This window comes from Actinomadura rugatobispora, from assembly GCF_042656285.1.
In the GTDB taxonomy this organism is placed as follows: Bacteria; Actinomycetota; Actinomycetes; order Streptosporangiales; family Streptosporangiaceae; genus Spirillospora; species Spirillospora rugatobispora.
Genome location: NZ_JBHSON010000004.1, coordinates 19381 through 36864, shown reverse-complemented (window position 1 = coordinate 36864; position 17484 = coordinate 19381). Strand labels below are relative to the sequence as shown.

Genomic DNA, 17484 nt, shown 5'->3' with positions numbered 1-17484 from the left:
AACACGCCACGCTAGGGAGCAAGCCGATGACCGACAACCGAACCGACGAGGGCGGCGCCGATCTACGTCCGCGTGCCCTGGACGTGGCGCCGGGCGGGGTGCATTCCAACGCCCGTCTCGCCCACGCCGGGGCGTTCTTCGAGCGTGGCAGCGGGGCGCATCTGTGGGACATGGCGGGCCGCCGCTACATCGACTACGTCCTCGGGCGCGGGCCCAACCTGCTGGGGCACGCGCCACCGGCCGTCCTGGAAGCGGCGAACACGGCGGCGGCGTCCGGCATGAGCCTCGGGTCGCAGCATCCGCTGGAGGTGCTGGCCGCCGAGAAGCTGCGCTCACTGCTCGGCTGGGCAGAGATGCTCCGGTTCACCACGACCGGCAGCGAGGCCGCCGAACTGGCCCTGCGCGTGGCGCGGGCGTACACGGGCCGCCAGGAGATCGTCCGGTTCGAGGGCCACTACCACGGCTGGCTGGTGGACGACGTTCCCGCGCCCGGCGGCGATCAGGCGGCGACGCGCTGGCCGTCCGGCGTGGATCCGTGGACGCACCTCCTGCCTTGGAACGATGCAGACGCCCTGAAGGCGCTCCTGGACCGCCGCGGCGCGCACATCGCCGCCGTGATCATGGAGCCGGTGATGTTCAACCATCGCGGCACCCTTCCGGCCCCCGGATACCTCCAGACGTGCCGCCGCCTCACCGAGGCGTGCGGCGCGCAGCTCATCTTCGACGAGATCGTCACCGGTGCCCGCCTGGCGCCCGGCGGGGCGGCCGAGCTGTTCGGCGTCACCCCGGACCTCGCCTCCTACGCCAAGGGCATCGCCTCGGGCTGGCCGGTGGCGGCGGTGGCGGGTCACCGCGCGGCCCTCGGCAAGGTCGAGGACGGGACGGTCAATCACCGCGGGACCTACAACGGATCGACCGCGAGCATGGCCGCCGTCGTGGCCACCGTGGACGCCCTCGCCGACGGCAAGGTCCACCGGCACATCGACGACGTCGGCTCGCACCTGATGTCGGGCCTCGCGGACAGCGCCGAGGAGGCCGGGATCCGGGTGCGCGTCCGCGGCTTCCCGGCGGCGTTCTACCTCGCCCTGGTCGACCGTGACCCCGGTGAGCCCTGGGAGGAGAAAGTACCGCCGGACATGCGGGGCTACCAGCGGCTCGTGGAAGGGCTGGCAAGACGGGGCGTCTGGGCCAGCGCACGCGGCAACTGGTATCTCTCGGCGGCCCACACCCACGACGACGTCGCGGCCACGCTCAAGGCGTTCCGCGGCGCGCTCGCAGAACTCACGGAGGACGCCCGATGAGCACCGATCTGTGGCGGCTGTCCGCGCATGAGTCCGGGGCGCTCATCGAGTCCGGGAAGCTCTCCCCGGTCGAGCTCACCGAGGCCCTTCTCCAGCGCGTCGACGCACTGAACCCGCACTTCAACGCGTTCATCACGGTCACGCCCGAACGAGCCCGGCAGGACGCGAAGGCGGCCGAGGCACGCGCCGTGCGGGGAGAGCGCCTCGGCCCGCTCGACGGCGTCCCGCACTCGCTCAAGGACCTGGAGCCCACCGCCGGGATCCGCACCACCGGCGGCTCACTGTGGACGAAGGACCACGTCCCGGACCACGACTCGCTGGTGGCCGCGCGGCTGCGCGCCACCGGCTCGCCCCTGCTGGGCAAGACGAACACCCCGAACGCCGGCTACAAGGACATGACCGACAACCTGCTGGGTCCGCCCGCCAGGAACCCCTGGGACCCGACCCGGACCCCGGGCGGCTCCTCGGGCGGCGCGGCCGCCGCGGTCTCCGCCGGGCTGGGATCCCTGGCGCAGGGCGGGGACGGCGCGGGCTCGGTGCGGATCCCCGCCGCACTCTCCGGGGTGGTGGGGGTCAAGCCGTCCAACGGGCTGATCCCCAAGTGGCCGAGCAACGACTGGTACGCCACGCTGGCCACCGCCGGGCCGCTCACCACCACCGTCACCGACGCCGCCCTCATGCTCAACGCGCTCGCGGGACCCGACCGGCGGGACCCGCTGTCGATCGACCGCGTGCCGCCCGACTTCACCGTGGCGTGCCAAGGATCCGTGCGCGGCCTGCGCGTCGCCTGGAGCCCTGACCTCGGTCACGCGACCGTCGACCCGGAGGTCGCCGAGATCACCGCGCTGGCCGCCCGGCGGTTCGAGGAGCTCGGAGCGTCCGTCGAAGAGGTGCCGATCGCCTGGGGAGAACTCGCGCGGGAGATCATCGAACCCACCTGGGGGATCCACTTCGTCGCCCGCTTCGCGGAGAAGGCCGAGGAGCGTCCCGAATGGGTCGAGCCGAGCCTGCTGGAGTACGTCCGGGACGGGCACACGCGCGGCGCCCTGGAGTATCGGCGGCTCCTCGCCCGCCGTGCCGAGCTCTACGACCGCGTCCGGCAGCTGTTCGACACCTACGACCTGCTCCTCACCCCGACGATGCCGCTCGCCGCCTGGCCCGCGGAGCCGGAACCGGACACCCCGCTGTTCGACCGCCTGCCCTTCACCTACCCGTTCAACCTCACCGGGCATCCGGCGGCCAGCGTCCCCTGCGGCCTCGACGGCGCGGGGCTGCCCGTAGGGCTGCAGATCGTCGCCGACCACCATCGCGACGACCAGGTGATCGCGGCCGCGGCACGCTTCGAGGAGGCCCAGCCCTGGACGCCGCACGCCCCGCTGCCGGGTGACCAATGAGCAGGCACGCCCTGGTGGTGGGCGCGTCCAGCGGCATCGGCGCCGCCGTCGCGCAGACCCTGCTGCGCTCCGGCTGGCGGGTCACGGTCGCGGCCCGCCGCCTGGACGCGCTGGCCGAACTCGCGGAACGACTCGGACCCGCCTGCGTCCCCGCCGCCGTGGACGTCACCGACGCGGAGTCGGTCGACCGCCTCGCCCGCTCCATCCGGAACGGGCCGGAGCTGAACGCGCTGGTGAACTGCGCCGGTCACGACCTCGGCGGCCGGACCCCGTTCCACCGGTCAGAGATCGATGACGCGCTGTCGGTGCTGCACACCAACGCAGCCGGACTGCTCCGCCTCACCCACGCGATGCTGCCCGCCCTGGCCGAGGCCGATCCGGCGGACGTGGTCAACGTCGGATCGGTCAACGGCGTGCGCGCCGCGGCGGGGCTGGCCGCCTACAGCGCCAGCAAGTTCGCGGTGCACGGCTTCACCGCGGCGCTTCGCGAAGAATGCTCCGAGATCGGGGTACGCGTGACCGAAGTGCTCCCGGGCATGACCCGCACGGACTTCGCCGCCACGCGCTGGCGCGGCGACCAGGCCAAAGCCGCCGCCTACTACGACAGCTATCCCGCCCTGCTCGACCCCGCCGACGTCGCGAACGCCGTGCGGTTCGCACTGGAACAGCCGCCTGGCGTCTGCCTCAGCGAAATCACCATCCTGCCGTTCCCCACGCGAGACTCACGACCTTGACCGGCTTGCTGAACCTCAGAGTCTCAACGCCGTGCAAGCCCCCGGCCAGTCGGGTGCCGTGAAGGTCGCGGTGTTGTGGTCGGGGTCGACTCCTGCTCCGTCCAGGTAGGACGTCAGGCCGTCGACCCTGACCTGGTAGGTCCGGCCCGCGGCCAGGTCCACGGCGTGTTCGATCTGATGCTGGAGAAGCGCTGGACGCCGCTGGCGATGGCCATGGCGAGCCAGTGGTGGTTGAGTTCCTTCAGGCGGCCAGTCCGCCGGTGACGATGACGATCATCTTCAACCCGACGTTCGTCACCGGCGGCCACTGACCGACGTACCTCGGGTCCAGCGGGGCCGCGAAATCCAGCGCCGGGGGCAGGTCCTGGGGAATGCTGATCGAGCCGTTCCCGGTCAGCGTTCTCAGCCATTCCCGGGCACCCTTGAGCGGGTAGGGGCTTCGGTCAGCAGCACCACCAAGCTGGATTGGGCGAGGCGGCCGGACAGCGCCCGGCACCGCCATCAGAACGCCACCTCCCCCTGGCCGCCGCTCATGACCAGGTCGTGGCCCGTCAGGAACGCGGCCTCGTCCGAGGCCAGGAACAGCACCCCGTAGGCGATCTCCAGGGGTTCCGCGGCTCGTCGGAAGTAGCGGTTCGACTCCTGTTTGCGCGCCCAGGCGGCGTCCGTTCCGTCCCTGATGCCGCGAGCGGCCGGGGTGTCGACCAGTCCGGGAGATAGGGAATTCACTCGGATGTGCGGCGCGTAGTCGAGCGCCATCTGCCGCGTCAGTGCGCGGATCGCGCCTTTGGAGGCGTGGTACGAGGCCAGCCGGGGCGAGGCCACGGTGGCGTGGTTGGAGCAGGTGTTGACGATCGCCCCCGAATTCTGGTCCACCATGACGGGCAGGGCCGCACGCGAAACGAGAAACGTGCCCGTGACGTTCACCTCCATCACCCGGTCCCAGTCCGCTCGGCTGGTCTCGTGAACCGCGCCGGAGATCGCCATGGCCGCGTTGTTGTGCAGGACGTCCACCCGTCCGTAGATCGCCACCGTGTGGTCGATCAAAGCCTGAGCAGCGGCCTCGTCGGACACGTCGAGCACGAACGGCGACGCGTCCCCGCCTTCGGCGACGATGGCTTCGGCCGCGGCTTCGGCCGCGTCGGCCGACAGATCCGCGCAGACGACACCGCGGGCCCCGTGCCCGGCGAACAATGCGGCGGTCGCCGCGCCGATACCGCCGCCGGCTCCCGTCACGATGCAGACCTTGCCGGCGAGCCGCATGTCCGTCACCACGTCCTCCCTAGCGTTTCAGGTGCTTTCTCGCGAGATCGACGAACACGCCGAGTGAGTCCGGGTCGGCGAGCGAGGCGGCGTCCAACGCCTTCTCCGGCGCTACCCCTTGGAACAGCCGTTTGAGGGGCACTTCGACGCGCTTTCCGGTCCGCGTGCGCGGGATGGCGGGTACCGCGATCACTTCATCCGGGACGTGGCGGGGGCTCGCCCGGGTACGGATGGCCTCGCGGACAGTGGCCACCAGGCGGTCGTCCAGGTCGATGCCAGGGGACGTCGTGACGAACAGCGGCATGTAGTACGTGCCGTCCCCATGCTCGACTCCCAGCACGAGGGCGTCGGCGATCTCCGGGACCGCGTCGACCGCCGAGTAGATCTCGGCGGTGCCCATCCGCACGCCCGCCCGGTTCAGTGTCGAGTCGGAGCGGCCCATGATCCGGCAGGTGCCCCGGTCGGTGATCTCGAGCCGGTCCCCATGCCGCCACACGCCCGGCCAAGGCTCGAAGTACGCCGTTCGATGGCGTTCACCGTCGTCGCGCCAGAATCCCAGCGGCATGGAGGGCATCGGCCTGGTCACGACGAGTTCGCCCACCTCGTTCACGACGGGCCGTCCGCTGTCGTCCCACGCCTCGACGGCGACGCCGAGCATCGGACGCTGCAGTTCTCCGGCCGTCACCGGCAGGAGCCGGGTACCGCCGACGAAACCACTGGCGACGTCGGTGCCTCCGGAGCACGAGCTGAGGAACACGTCCGGCTTGACCGAGTCGTAGACCCACGCGTACGTCGACGCGGGGAGCGGAGATCCCGTCGAGCCGATGCTGCGCAGCGCCCGCAGGTCGAAGCGGTCACCCGGCCGCAGTCCCGCCTTCTCACAGGCGCTGAGGTATCCGGCGCTCGTGCCGAGGTAGGTGATGCCGGTCTTCTCGGCGATCGCGAACTGCACGTCGAGCACCGGATGGGACGGGCCGCCGTTGTGGACGACGACGGTCGCCCCGGACAGCAACGCCGACGTGGCGATGTTCCACATGATCCACGCCGTCGACGCGTACCAGTAGAAGCGGTCACCGGGCCCGACGTCGTTGTGGAGAGCGGACTGCTTGTGCTGTTCGAGGACGATTCCGCCGTGACCGTGCAGGATGCCCTTGGGCGGGCCCGTCGTCCCCGACGAGTACACGATCCACAGCGGATGGTCGAAGGGCAGGGATTCGTACCGGGGTTCCTGCTCGTGCCGTACGGCCTCCTGCCAGGAGATCGTGCCGCCACGGTCGTCGTGGGGCCGCAGGACCGGAACGACGATGGTGGCCCGCAACGTGGGCAGCGCCGCGCGGATCTCCGCGACCTGTGCGTTCCGGTCGTAGGCCTTGCCGTTGAACCGGTAGCCGTCGGCGGTCACGAGGACGACCGGTTCGACCTGGGAGAACCGGTCGAGAACGGCCCGCGCGCCGAAATCGGGAGCGCAGACCGTCCACACCGCGCCGATCGAGGCGGCGCCGAGGAAGGCCACCACCGCCTCGGCACTGTTGGGGAGGTAGCCGGCCACCCGGTCGCCTCGGCGCACGCCCAGGCGGCGCAGCGTGTCGGCGAACGCTCCGACCTGGACGCTCAGCGACGCCCACGACACCTCCGCGGTCTCCAGATCCTCGTCCACCACGATCAAGGCGGGATGAACGTCGCTCCGGTTCCTCAGTGCCTGCTCGGCGAAGTTGACGTGAGCCTCTGGGAACCACACGGCGCCCGGCATCTCCGGGTTCGCGAGAGCGGCGCCGGGAGGATCCGGCAGCACCCCCGTCCAGACGGCCAGGTCCGACCAGAACTGCTCGAGGTGGTCGACCGACCAGCGCCATACGGCGTCGTAGCCGGCGGGATCGCCGAAGTCGAGCCCGCGGCGCTCGGAGACCCACGCGGCGAAGCGGTGGAGGCGGGTCCGGGCCGCCGACTCCGGCGTCGGCCGCCACAGCACCCGCCCCACCGGGTCAGGAGCCGTTCGCATTGAAGGCCGCCGCGACGTCGATCGTCGTACCGGAGATGTAGCGCGCTTCCTCGCCGGCGAGGTACAGCACGGCGTGGGAGACGTCCCGCGGCTCGATCCAGGTGACCGGCATCGGGTTCATCTGTTCCAGCCGCTCCTCCAGATCGGTCAGCGACGGTGCCGGGACGTCGGGCGCGAAGACGGCGTACACCTCGTCGTGGTGCATCATCGGGGTGTCGACGGCTCCGGGGAGCACGGCGTTGCACGTGATCCCCAGCATCGGCGCCGTCTCCAGCGCGACCGTCTTCACCAGCCCGATCAGTCCCCATTTCGACGCCGAGTAGTGCGCCAGGTTCGGGACGCCGCGGCGCCCGGCCTGCGACGACGTCACCACGATGCGCCCGTAACGCCGGTCGATCATGTGCGGCAGCACGGCGCGCAGGGTGTTGGCCACGCCCGTGAGGTTGACGTCGATGGTGTCCTGCCACATCCGGTCGTCCATGTCGGCCAGAGGGCGGTAGGTGACGATGCCCGCGTTCGCCACCACGATGTCGACCGCGCCGAAGCGCTCCACGGCCTGGTCCACGGCCCGCCGCATGCCGTCCCCGCCGCGTACGTCGGCCTCGATCGCGAGGGCGCGCCCGCCTTCGCGCTCGACCAGGGCCGCGGTCTCGCGCAGCTCCTCGGCCGTGCCCAGCGGGTAGGGCACCGATTCGATCCTGTCCGGGACGTCGACGACCACGACGTCCGCGCCCGCGCGGGCGAACTGAACCGCGTGCTCGCGGCCCTGCCCGTGGGCGGCACCGGTGATGAAGGCGACCCTTCCCTTGAATCCGGACATGAACTCAGCTCTCCTTCATGTGGCGACGACGGTCTGTCGGATGCGGCCGAAAAGCGACGTCCCGTCGTCGCCCACGGCCTCGATGGTCACCGTGTCGCCGGCGTCCAGGAACGGCGTCGCGGGTGCGCCGTCCCTCGCGAGCTCGACGGCGCGCTTCTCGGCGATGCAGGCGTAGCCGGCCGCCGGGTCGGCGTTGGAGACCGTCCCGGTGCCGACGATCGACCCGGGCACCAGGGGCCTGCTCCGCACCAGGTGGGCCAGGATCCGCGGGAACTCGAACGCGATGTCCCTGTCGGTGCGCGGGGCGCCGAGCAGGGCCCCGTTGACCTCGCATCGCGTGGTGGCGGACAGATTCGTACCGTTCCACGCGGCGCCGAGGGCCGACGGCGAGACCACGAACGGCGCGTAGGCGCGGCCCGGCTTGGACCCGTAGACGCCGGTCCCCCGCCGCCGTTCGGCCACCAGCAGTTTCCGGTAGGTCAGGTCGTTGGTCAGGCCCACGAGCCGGATCCGGGCCGCGGCCTCGTGCTCGTCCGCGCCGACGGGGACACCGCCGCTGATCACCACCACCGTCGCTTCGAGGTCGAGCTCCCACCCCGGATCGGGCAGCGCGATGTCGTCCCGTGGCGCCATGTTGGTCGCGCTGCCGCTCTGATAGACGATCGGCTGATCGCGGTGGTCGTCCGGTAGGGCTTCGCCGCGTCCGCCCCTGATGCGCTCCATGTGCCGCAGGTAGCAGCTGCCCTCCGCCCAGTGGTAGGCGCGCGGGAGCGGCGCGTCGAACACCGCGCGATCCGCGGGGAGGCCGTACCGCTGGTCGTCGAGTTCGCCATAGGTGTCTTCGAGCGCCCTCTCCCACGACGGCCATTCGTCCAGTGCCTGCTGCATCGTCCGCGGGCCCCTCGGCGGGACGACCAGTCGGCGGCGGTCTCGGCTCACCACCACCAGCGTCCCGTCGGCTCCTCCGCCGCGCAGGGTCGCGAGGATCACCGCGCCACCGTCGTGTACTCGGCCGGGACGCAGAACTCCAGCGTCATGTAGTCGGGCGAGGCGTCGAACGCGTCGTGGACCGCGCCCCGCTGGAGCATCATGAAGTCGCCGGCGTGCAACCGCCGGTCCGGCCGGCTCTCCGCCGCGATGTCGATCCAGCCGCGGATCGGCAGGAACCACTGCGCCATCGAATGGTGGTGCGCGCCGGTGCCCCCGGGCGGGGACGGCCGCTCGGTGTCCAGCTTGATGATGTGGATGTGCACGCGGCCGTCCGTGGGCGTCCGGGTGCCGAGATCGCGGTACAGCGACCAGGCGCGGGGGCCGTCGCCGCGGACGTACTCGTCCGGGTGGTCAAAGGTGTAGACACCTTTCAGGTGCGCGAACTCCGCGGCGCGCCCCGGTTTGACCGCGTCTCTGCCGGTGACCGTCGCGTGCTCTGCGGGGCCCGTGACCTCGACGGCCTCGTAGTCGCCGGAGACCGAGGTGATCTGATGGCGCCAGAACGGCGGCTGGTAGGCCGAGGCGCCCCGGCCCAGCGTCAGGTTTCGGCCGTCCTCGGTACGGACCCCGATCTCGCCGTTCAGCACGAAGAACCACTGGAAGTCCAGGTCGTGGAACTGCCAGTCGGTCCTGCCGTCGGCCTCGGCGGAGCAACGCGTGTGCCGGGCCTTGAGCAGGCCACCGGTGGCCGCGGCCAGACCGAGATCGCGGTGGAGCATCCCCGGCACCGGGCCCTGCTCCCATGTGCCGTCGTCCCTGCCGACCAGTCCCGTCGTGATGTCCAGCGGGTCCTCCGCGTCCCAGCCGGACTTCCATGTCGTCGATGAGCTCATGGATCTCGCCTTTCTCCCGGCGTCGGGAGGCATTCGATGCCGCGACGATGTCGGGCGTCGTCCCCGAAACGGCCCGCGCCTCGTCGTCGGCCAGGTGCAATGAGGGCGGCTCGGCTACGCGTCCAACGCCGCGTAGGTGGCTCGGATCAGTTCTTCGCTCCGGACGCCGCCGACGATGCCCTGGTAGGTACCGAGGACACCCGGCTCCATCCGGTTCATGACGTAGGCGAAGGTCATGCGCCGGTCGAGATCGTTGATGACCATCGAGCCGCCCCAGCCCGCCCAGAAGCAGATGCGGCCGTCCGGCAGGTAGGGGAACGCCTCCGGATAGGACAGGGCGTAGCCCACGCCCCACCGGATCGGCAGGCCCAGATAGAGGTCGGTGCCTTTGGCCTGCTCCTGGAAGATCAGGTCGCAGGTCTCCTCCGAGAGCAGGCGGACCCCGCCGAACTCGCCACCGTGTGACACGACCGCCTGGACGGTCGCCAGGGAACGCGCGTTGCCATGTCCGTTGCCGGCGCCGCAGATCGTCGAGCGGCGCCATCGCACGTCCCACGTCGTCGCCGGGTCGGTGGCCAGGCCGGCGGCCGTGAGCTTGTAGCCCACGCTGTCGGTGTCGACGCCGGCCAGTTCGGCGTCGAAGGCGGGGCCGGGCGGGGGAAGGATGAGCGGCGAGATCCGCGGATCCTCGGACTCCGGCAGTCCGATATGAAAGTCGGCACCCAACGGCGCCGCGATCTCCTGCGCGACGAATCGGCCCAGGCTGAGCCCCGTCACCCGCCGGACGAGTTCGCCGACGAGATGCCCGATGCTCAGCGCGTGGTAGCCGCCGGCGGTGCCGGGCTCCCACCACGGGGCCTGGGCGGCGAGCATCTCGACCGACGTCACCGGATCGTAGATGTCGTCCATCGTGACCGGCACGTCCCAGCCCGCGACTCCGGAGGTGTGGGACAGGATGTGCCGGACCTCGATGTCCTCCTTGCCGTTGGCGGCGAACTCCGGCCAGTAAGCGGCCACCGGGGCGTGGAGGTCGAGCCGGCCGCGATCGATGAGGATCAGCGCGGCCAGCGCCGTGACGGTCTTGGTGTTCGACCAGACGTTGGTGATCGTGTCCCGCTCCCACGGCCGGGTGTGAGCCTGGTCGACCCAGCCGCCCCACAGGTCGACGACCGGCTCGCCGTCGAGCATGACGGCGACCGAGGCGCCGACGTCCTCGCCCGAGGCGAGGTTCTTCTCCAGAATGGTCGCGAGTTCGGCGAACCGAGCGTCCCAGTGTCCCTGAACGGCCATCACGGTCTCCCTTCTGCTTCGCCCTTACCTCTAGTCCCGTCCCCACCAATAGACCGGGTCGGTCCTGTCCCGCCGTGAGGCCACCCAGTCGGGGCGGCGCGCGTCCACGACCTCGACCGAGAGCGTCTCGTCGAACACCACGACACGGTCGGCGATGGCCCATCGCCCGTCACGCCGCTCGAAGCGGTCCACGTAGCGGCACCTGGTGACCGCCTCCTCCTGCGACGACGCGCCCTCGACGGGCCGTTGCCGCAGGAACGCCAGGCAGTAGGACTCCACGAAGGCCCGGTCGTCCCCGTCGAAGTCGATGAGCACGTTCGTCACGAAGTGCTGCGCGGCGTCGATGGACCGGTGCCGCAGCCTGATGTCCTCGACCAGGCCCGCGGCGGGCCCCACATACGAGCCGTGCGCGTCGGTGGCGTCGTCGAAGTAGCTCCCGGCGATGCCCGCGTAGTCGAGCCGGTCGACGGCGCGCGCGTAGCGATAGAGGCAGTCCTGGATCGCGATCCGGTCGGCGATCCGGGAGACGGTCGGCTCTCCCACTCGACACTCCTTGTGCGTATAGCGCATACTCATGCTCTAAGCGCACAAAGCGTGGCACCCGGGCACGGCGCCTGTCAACCATCGGGGCGGCGAATCGGGCAGGATGTGGCGGTACCAGGGATGCCCTCGACCAGTGGTGGAAAGGGAGACGAATGCCTCGCACGGGTGACGGCCCGTACGTCCAGTCCCTCGATCGCGGGCTCGCCGTCCTGCGGTGCTTCGGCGAGGACCGCCCCCGGCTGTCCATCTCGGACGTCGCCCGCGAGGTCGGCGTGGACCGCGCCGTCGCCCGGCGCCTCCTGGGCACACTCGTCCAACTCGGCTACGTCGGGCAGGACGGGACGAACTTCTACGTCCGGCCCAAGGTCCTCGAACTGTCGCAGGCCTACCTGGGCGCCGTGGCCTTCCCGGACGTGATCCAGCCGCACCTCGCCCAGCTCACGAGCGAGATCCACGAGACGTCCATGGCGTTCGTCCTGGACGGCGACGACGTCGTGTACATCACCGGAGTCCAGGCCCGGCGGCTGGTCAGCATCAACGTCCGGGCAGGACTACGGATACCGGCCTACCAGAGCCCGCTCGGGCATGTCCTGCTGGCCGCACTCCCGGACGACGCGCTCTCGGACTATCTCGAGCGCACGGAACTGGTGCCGGTCACCCGGTACACGATCACGGAGACGTCGGTACTGCGGCAGCGGCTCACCGAGGTGGCCGAACAGGGCTATGCGATCGGCGCCCAGGAACTCGAGATAGGGCTGCTCACCATCGCGATCCCGGTGCACGACCGGGACGGCGCCGTCGTCACCGCCATCTCGATCGGCGTCATGGCGGCTGCCTACTCGGTGGATGTGCTCGTCGGCGAACTCCTCCCCAGGCTCCGGCGAACGGCGCGCCAGATCGAGTCGGACCTGGCGGTGCTCAACTGACGCCCGTCGGCGAGTTCGGCCGATCAGGTCCGAGAAGGCCGAGTCCGCGTCACACAGACTCGGATCGTTGAACGTCGTCCGCCCGGGGCGTGACGCCGGTGGTCGGCCGGCGGCCCGGTGAGGTCGTCGTCTCAGGAGCGCCGCTCCCAGCGCCGCCACCACCCCGGATCGCGTGGTCACGACGGAGGGGCGTCTCCGCCGTGATCACGCGGTCTCCGTCGTCCGGGGCAGCCGCAGGACGAACGTCGCGCCCTGGCCCGGCTCGCTGCGCACCGCCGCGGATCCGCCGTGCGCCTCGGCGAGCTGCCGCACGATGGCCAGGCCCAGTCCGCTGCCGCCGGTCTGCCGGCTGCGCGACTTCTCCGCCCGCCAGAACCGGTCGAACACGTGGGGCAGGTGCTCGGGCGTGATGCCCGGCCCGGTGTCGGCCACCTCGATCAGCACGTCGTCGCCGTCGGCGTACGCGCGCAGGCTCACCCGTCCGCCGGCCGGCGTGTAGCGGACCGCGTTGGCGAGCAGGTTGCCGACCGCCTGCCGCAGCCGTACCGGATCGGCGTCCAGGTGCGGACGACCGGTCACCTCGACGGTCAGCACCGGTCCGGCGGCCGCGGCGCGGTGGACGGTCGCGATCTGCTCGACCAGGTCGGCCACGTCGACCGGCTCGGGATGCAGCCGCAGCCTGCCCACGTCGGCGAGCGCGAGCTGCTGCAGGTCGTCGACGATGTGCTGCAGCAACATGGCCTCCTCGACCAGCGAAGCGGTCAGCGCCGGGTCCAGCTCGGCCACGCCGTCCTGGGTGGCCTCCAGCCAGCCGCGGATGTTGCTCAGCGGCGTGCGCAGCTCGTGCGACACGTCGCTGACCATCGCCTTGCGCTGCCGCTCCATGCGGTCCAGGTGCTCGGACATCTCGTTGAACGCGGCGCCGAGCTCGCCGACCTCGCCCTTGGCGCGCACCATGACCCGCGCAGACCCGTCGCCGGCCCGCATCCGCCGGGCCGCCGCGGTCACCGCCCGCACCGGCCGCACCAGCCGGGTGGCGACGAGCACGCTGACCCCGACCGCCAGGACCAGGATCACCGCCGTGACCCCCGCGATGCCGTACGGGTCGATGGCCGGCGCACGGTCCTCCGGCGAGCCGATGTAGAGCAGCGCGGCCGGCGCGACGTACGGCTTCAACTGGGTGCGGCGCGCGGTGGCCAGGCACTCGGCGGCCGACGCCGGAGCGGCCGGCGTGCCGGTCTCGTCCAGCCACACGTCGACCCGGCTTCCGTGGCACTGCCGGACCAGGGCGGCGAGCTGGTTGAGCGCGCGCTTCTCGGTGGTGGTCGGCCCGGGCGCGTCCGGCGAGCACGGCGGCGAGCCGGGACTCGGCGGCTCGGGCGGCACCGTGCGCTCCGGCGTCACGGGAGGCGGGTCCTCCGGCCGGCCGCCGGGGGCGCCGGTCGGCGTGCCGGGCGCGGTTCCCGGCTGCCGCGCCCTTTCCACCGGCTCGATCGGCGGAGCAGGTTCCAGCGTCGTCGCGACCGCGACCGACCGCGCCCCTGCGAGCGCCACCCGCGGTGTGGAAGGGCCGTGTCCGGACGGCGCGCCGCCAGGTGGGCGCGGGCGTTCCATGCCCGGTGCCGGGGTGGCCGGACCGCCCTCGCGGCGGAGGTACGGGCGGCCGCCCGGCCCGACGACGACCGTGGCGCGCTGGCGCACCTGGCGCAGGCACGCCGCCTGCGCGTCGACCTCCTCGCGCAGCCGTACCCGCTCGGCCTCCGGCAGCCGGAACGGCCCGACCGCGCGCGCGTCGATCCGGTCGGTGGCCGCGCCGGGCACCAGCGAGACATCGACGGCGAGCGGGTCGACGACGGCCGAGGCGCGCGCCGGAAGCGGCGGCCGGCCGCCCGCCGAATCCGCGATCCGGGTGCCGCCCTCGGTCGCCAGCGCGACCCGCTGGCCGCTCTGGCGGGCCAGCCCGCGCACGGTCTCCTCGACACCGTCCCAGCGCGGGTGGCTCGCCGCGTAGCCGAGCAGCGCGTCGTTGACGCGGGCGTCGCGGGCGAGCGTCTGGCCCTGCCGGTGCCGGATCTCGCCGGACGTGCTGCGCGCCGCCAGCCACGCGGTCGCCACGATCGAGCACACCGCGATCAGCACCGAGCTGGCGACCAGTCGTACGAGCAGGCTATGGCGCACGGTCGCCGACCAGCTTGTACCCGACGCCGTACACCGTGCAGAGCCGGACCGGCCGCCGCGGCTGCGGCTCGATCTTCTTGCGCAGGTTCTTCACGTGCACGTCGACCGTGCGCTCGGTGATGAAGCGGTCGAAGCCGTGCAGGTGCTCCAGGAGTTGCGCCCGGGTGAAGACCCGCTCCGGCCGCGCGGCCAGCGCCTCCAGGATCCGGAACTCCGCGGGCGTGCACTCGACCTCGCGCCCGTCCGCGAGCACCGTGTGCCGCTCGGGGTCCACCGTGATTCCGCCGACCCGGTACACCCGCTCGCCGTTCTCCCACCCGGCCCGCCGCAGCAGTGTGCGCACCCGGGCCATCAGCTCGCGCGGGCTGTACGGCTTGGTGACGTAGTCGTCGGCGCCGAGGTCGAGGCCGAGCAGCAGGTCGTCCTCCGTCGAGCGGGCGGTCAGCATCAGCACCGGCACGTCGGACTCGGCGCGCAGCCCGCGGCACACGTCGAGGCCGTCGACGCCCGGCATCATCACGTCGAGCAGCACGAGGTCGGGGCGGCGGGCGTGGGCCTCGTCGATCGCGGCCCGCCCGTCGTGGACGACGACCACGGAGTGCCCCTCGCGCCGGAGATAGCGGCGCAGCAGCTCCGCCTGTTTGGCGTCGTCCTCCGCGACCAGGACATTCGCGCACATAGCCCCCGAGCGTAGGCGACCCGTGACCGGCACCACGGGATCATCACATCGGCCTCACAGCTTCTTCACATTCCTTGGCCAGCATCTCGCGGCATGCGCCACGTCAAGATTCACACCGGCGCCCTGCTCGCCGCCGGACTGATCGCCGGGCTGGCCGGCTGCGGCTCGTCCACCGATGGGACAGCGGGGGACGACCCGCCGCCCAAGGCGGACCACTCGGCGGCGGCCGCCGCCGAGCCACAGCGGCAGGGCGGTGCGGAGATAGCGACCGTGCGCGGCCGCCGGATCGCCGTGCACAGGCACAAGGGCGACGGCGCGGCCTGGAAGACGCTGTCCAGCCCCAACGAGATGGGCGCCACCCGGGTCTTCCTCGTCGACGCCAAGGACGGCGACTGGCTCAGGGTGCTGCTGCCGATCCGTCCCAACGGAAGCACCGGCTGGGTCAAGGCGTCCGACGTCAAGCTGTCGTCGACGACCCACCGGGTGGAGATCGACCCGAAGGCGTTCACGTTCACCGTCTTCGACGGCGACAGGGTGCTGCGCACGGGCAAGGTCGCCACCGGCGAGAGCGGCACCCCCACCCCGGCCGGCCGCTTCTACTTCACCGAGCTGGTCAAACCGCCGAACCCCGGCGGCGACTACGGCGCGTACGCCTTCGGGTTGAGCGGCTTCTCGCCGACGCTGACGACGTTCGCCGGCGGCCCCGGGCAGCTCGCCGTGCACGGCACGAACAAGGCGTCGGCGCTGGGCGGCACGGTCAGCCACGGCTGCGTGCGGGTCGGCAACGACGACATCACCTGGATGGCCCAGAACCTGGCGATCGGCACGCCTGTCGTCGTCAAGGAATGAAACAACACCGGAAGGAACATCGATGCGCCTGAAGTCCCTCATGGCAGCCGTCGCGCTGGGCGTCGGCCTGGCCGGCACCGGTCTGGCCGCCGCCGAGGCCACCACCGCCACGCCCACGCCGCCCGCCGCGCCCGGCCACCCGAAGCGGAGCCACCCCGGCGACAAGCCGTCAAAGCCCGGCGAGCTGCCGCCCGCCGCGCCGCCCGGCAACGCCATCCCCAAGATGCCGACCTACACCGGCTGACCCCTTGGACGGCAGGCCCGCACGTCTCCCGTCGTGCGGGCCTGCCGGGATTCGGCTGTGGCCGATCTCGATCCAGATCTGCTCAAGACCTCCGCCAGGCTGCGCGCGGAAGGTGATCACGAAAAGGAGAAGGCCCGTGGTCAATGACGGACAATGGGACCGGCGTTCGCTGTTCCGGGGCGCCGCCGTGCTGGCCGGTGCCGCCGCGACCGCCCCGCTGCTGGGCCAGCCGGGCACGGCGCTCGCCGACAGCGGTGATGCGGATGCGTTGTTCAAGGCCGGGAAGTTCGAGCAGGCCGGCCGCGCCTACGAGGAGATCCTGAAGAAAGATCCCACGAACCTGCACGCGGCCCGCCGGCGCGGCTTTGTCGGGCTATTGGCCAACCGGTTCCCCGACGCCGAGAAATACCTCAAGATGGCGCTTCAGTCGGCCCCCGACGACAAGGACGCCCACTACTTCCTGGCCGACTGCTACGTCCGGCAGGACAAGTTCTCCCTGTCCGCACCACACTGGCGGGCGATCGGCGAGGAAGCCTACGCCACATGGTTCGCGGCGGTCCGCGGCGAGGCGTATCAGGTCCACGGCGACATCGCACGGCTGCCCTGGCAGCAGATGGACCCGATGCCGCTGGTAGAGGCCTCGGTCAACGGCGGACCGCCGAAGCGCTTCACGTTCTACACCGGCGCCCCGAATCTGAGCTTGACCTCGACGATGGCCAAGGAAGCCGGGCTGAGCCCCGTCGCCAGTCAGAAGATCGATTACGAGGGCGGCGCCATATGGGCGCACTACGGGCTGCTGGACTCCTTCAAACTGGGCGGCATCGAACTGCGCAACGTCCCCGTGGGCTGGTCGTCGACGGAGTCGGGCGAAGACGTCGACAGCGACAGCGACGGCATGATCGGCACGTGGGTCTTCTACCACCTGCTGACCACGTTCGACTACGCGGGCCGGTCGCTGATCCTGCGCCGCCGCACCCCCGAAACGGCCAGGACGGCACGCGCCGCCGCCACCCGGGCAGGCGCCGAGCCCCTGCCGCTGTGGCTGGCCCGTGAGCAATATCTGCACAGCAGAGGCAGCGTCGCCGGCTCCGGCTCACGGGTGGTGGGTGTGAACTTCGGCGGACGGGGCGAGACCGCCGCGATCGTGTTCGGGGACACGGCCGAGCGGCTGGGGATCCGTACCGACCACGACCGTCCGATCGGGACGTTCGCCCAAAGCCACCCGGCCGTCGCCTACCCCTGCTACCCGAAGGAGATCCGGCTCGGCGACGCCGTCGCCAAGGAGGCCTACTGCTACACGAACCCGAAGGCTTCGCTCGCCCCCTTCGGGTTCGACGTGCCGGTCTCCTTCTCCCACTGCTTCCACAAGCCCTACAACATCACCGTCGACTTCACCGCCATGAACCTCTACGTCGCCCGCGGCAAGGCCACCTGATCACCG

18 protein-coding genes are annotated in these 17484 nt (G+C 71.5%); 7 read left to right on the top strand and 11 right to left on the bottom strand.

Annotation, left to right across the window (positions count from 1 at the left end; all coding sequences use genetic code 11):
• The first annotated feature begins 26 nt into the window (after nucleotides 1-26).
• Genes ACFPZN_RS03405 through ACFPZN_RS03395 form a run of 3 tightly spaced genes read left to right on the top strand, consistent with a single transcriptional unit; the run spans nucleotide 27 to nucleotide 3429 of the window.
• The gene (locus ACFPZN_RS03405; protein ID WP_378280016.1) at nucleotides 27-1301 is read left to right on the top strand and encodes an aspartate aminotransferase family protein; all 1275 of its coding nucleotides are present in this window, start codon (nucleotides 27-29) and stop codon (nucleotides 1299-1301) included.
• On the top strand, nucleotides 1298-2695 hold the full coding sequence (locus ACFPZN_RS03400; RefSeq protein WP_378280014.1) for an amidase: 1398 nt from the start codon (nucleotides 1298-1300) through the stop codon (nucleotides 2693-2695). Before ACFPZN_RS03405 ends, ACFPZN_RS03400 begins: the two co-directional genes overlap by 4 nt.
• A complete protein-coding gene (locus ACFPZN_RS03395) occupies nucleotides 2692-3429 on the top strand; it encodes an SDR family oxidoreductase (RefSeq protein ID WP_378280012.1) in 738 nt (245 codons plus the stop codon). The genes ACFPZN_RS03400 and ACFPZN_RS03395 overlap by 4 nt, the downstream gene beginning before the upstream one ends.
• Before the next feature lie 15 nt (nucleotides 3430-3444).
• Here the strand turns inward: ACFPZN_RS03395 and ACFPZN_RS03390 are convergent, their stop codons facing one another.
• From ACFPZN_RS03390 to ACFPZN_RS03350, 9 genes are all read right to left on the bottom strand, one after another.
• On the bottom strand, nucleotides 3445-3591 hold the full coding sequence (locus ACFPZN_RS03390; protein WP_378280010.1) for a hypothetical protein: 147 nt from the start codon (nucleotides 3589-3591) through the stop codon (nucleotides 3445-3447).
• 79 nt (nucleotides 3592-3670) lie between these two features.
• Nucleotides 3671-3931: a hypothetical protein gene (locus ACFPZN_RS03385; RefSeq protein ID WP_378280008.1), complete on the bottom strand. Its 261-nt coding sequence runs from the start codon at nucleotides 3929-3931 to the stop codon at nucleotides 3671-3673.
• Entirely contained in the window at nucleotides 3931-4692 is a 762-nt protein-coding gene (locus ACFPZN_RS03380) for an SDR family NAD(P)-dependent oxidoreductase (protein WP_378280006.1), read from the bottom strand. Before ACFPZN_RS03380 ends, ACFPZN_RS03385 begins: the two co-directional genes overlap by 1 nt.
• 19 nt (nucleotides 4693-4711) lie before the next feature.
• Nucleotides 4712-6691 (bottom strand): acetoacetate--CoA ligase, encoded by a 1980-nt coding sequence (locus ACFPZN_RS03375; RefSeq protein WP_378280004.1) that lies wholly within the window; start codon nucleotides 6689-6691, stop codon nucleotides 4712-4714.
• Complete coding sequence (locus ACFPZN_RS03370; protein ID WP_378280002.1) at nucleotides 6675-7511, bottom strand: mycofactocin-coupled SDR family oxidoreductase; 837 nt, start codon at nucleotides 7509-7511, stop codon at nucleotides 6675-6677. The genes ACFPZN_RS03375 and ACFPZN_RS03370 overlap by 17 nt, the downstream gene beginning before the upstream one ends.
• Nucleotides 7512-7526: 15 nt before the next feature.
• Nucleotides 7527-8501 carry a fumarylacetoacetate hydrolase family protein gene (locus ACFPZN_RS03365; protein ID WP_378280000.1) on the bottom strand — a complete coding sequence of 325 codons (975 nt, stop codon included), beginning with the start codon at nucleotides 8499-8501 and terminating at the stop codon, nucleotides 7527-7529.
• Nucleotides 8498-9334 carry a cupin domain-containing protein gene (locus ACFPZN_RS03360; RefSeq protein WP_378279998.1) on the bottom strand — a complete coding sequence of 279 codons (837 nt, stop codon included), beginning with the start codon at nucleotides 9332-9334 and terminating at the stop codon, nucleotides 8498-8500. The genes ACFPZN_RS03365 and ACFPZN_RS03360 overlap by 4 nt, the downstream gene beginning before the upstream one ends.
• Before the next feature lie 114 nt (nucleotides 9335-9448).
• On the bottom strand, nucleotides 9449-10624 hold the full coding sequence (locus ACFPZN_RS03355) for a serine hydrolase domain-containing protein (protein WP_378279997.1): 1176 nt from the start codon (nucleotides 10622-10624) through the stop codon (nucleotides 9449-9451).
• A 30-nt stretch (nucleotides 10625-10654) separates the two neighbouring features.
• A complete protein-coding gene (locus ACFPZN_RS03350; protein ID WP_378279995.1) occupies nucleotides 10655-11167 on the bottom strand; it encodes a nuclear transport factor 2 family protein in 513 nt (170 codons plus the stop codon).
• A gap of 152 nt (nucleotides 11168-11319) precedes the next feature.
• On the opposite strand from ACFPZN_RS03350, the gene ACFPZN_RS03345 reads away from it, so the two are divergent.
• Nucleotides 11320-12093, top strand: a complete 774-nt coding sequence (locus tag ACFPZN_RS03345; protein WP_378279994.1) for an IclR family transcriptional regulator domain-containing protein — start codon at nucleotides 11320-11322, stop codon at nucleotides 12091-12093.
• A 204-nt stretch (nucleotides 12094-12297) separates the two neighbouring features.
• Here ACFPZN_RS03345 and ACFPZN_RS03340 read toward each other — a convergent pair whose 3' ends face one another.
• A complete protein-coding gene (locus tag ACFPZN_RS03340) occupies nucleotides 12298-14271 on the bottom strand; it encodes a sensor histidine kinase (protein ID WP_378279992.1) in 1974 nt (657 codons plus the stop codon).
• Nucleotides 14261-14950: a response regulator transcription factor gene (locus tag ACFPZN_RS03335; RefSeq protein WP_378279991.1), complete on the bottom strand. Its 690-nt coding sequence runs from the start codon at nucleotides 14948-14950 to the stop codon at nucleotides 14261-14263. Before ACFPZN_RS03335 ends, ACFPZN_RS03340 begins: the two co-directional genes overlap by 11 nt.
• Nucleotides 14951-15043: 93 nt before the next feature.
• On the opposite strand from ACFPZN_RS03335, the gene ACFPZN_RS03330 reads away from it, so the two are divergent.
• The 3 genes from ACFPZN_RS03330 (at nucleotide 15044) to ACFPZN_RS03320 (ending at nucleotide 17478) form a co-directional block, all read left to right on the top strand.
• Entirely contained in the window at nucleotides 15044-15799 is a 756-nt protein-coding gene (locus tag ACFPZN_RS03330) for a L,D-transpeptidase (RefSeq protein ID WP_378279989.1), read from the top strand.
• Nucleotides 15800-15821: 22 nt separating this feature from the next.
• On the top strand, nucleotides 15822-16043 hold the full coding sequence (locus ACFPZN_RS03325) for a hypothetical protein (RefSeq protein WP_378279987.1): 222 nt from the start codon (nucleotides 15822-15824) through the stop codon (nucleotides 16041-16043).
• Nucleotides 16044-16230: 187 nt separating this feature from the next.
• Nucleotides 16231-17478: a tetratricopeptide repeat protein gene (locus ACFPZN_RS03320; protein WP_378279986.1), complete on the top strand. Its 1248-nt coding sequence runs from the start codon at nucleotides 16231-16233 to the stop codon at nucleotides 17476-17478.
• Nucleotides 17479-17484 lie beyond the last annotated feature (6 nt).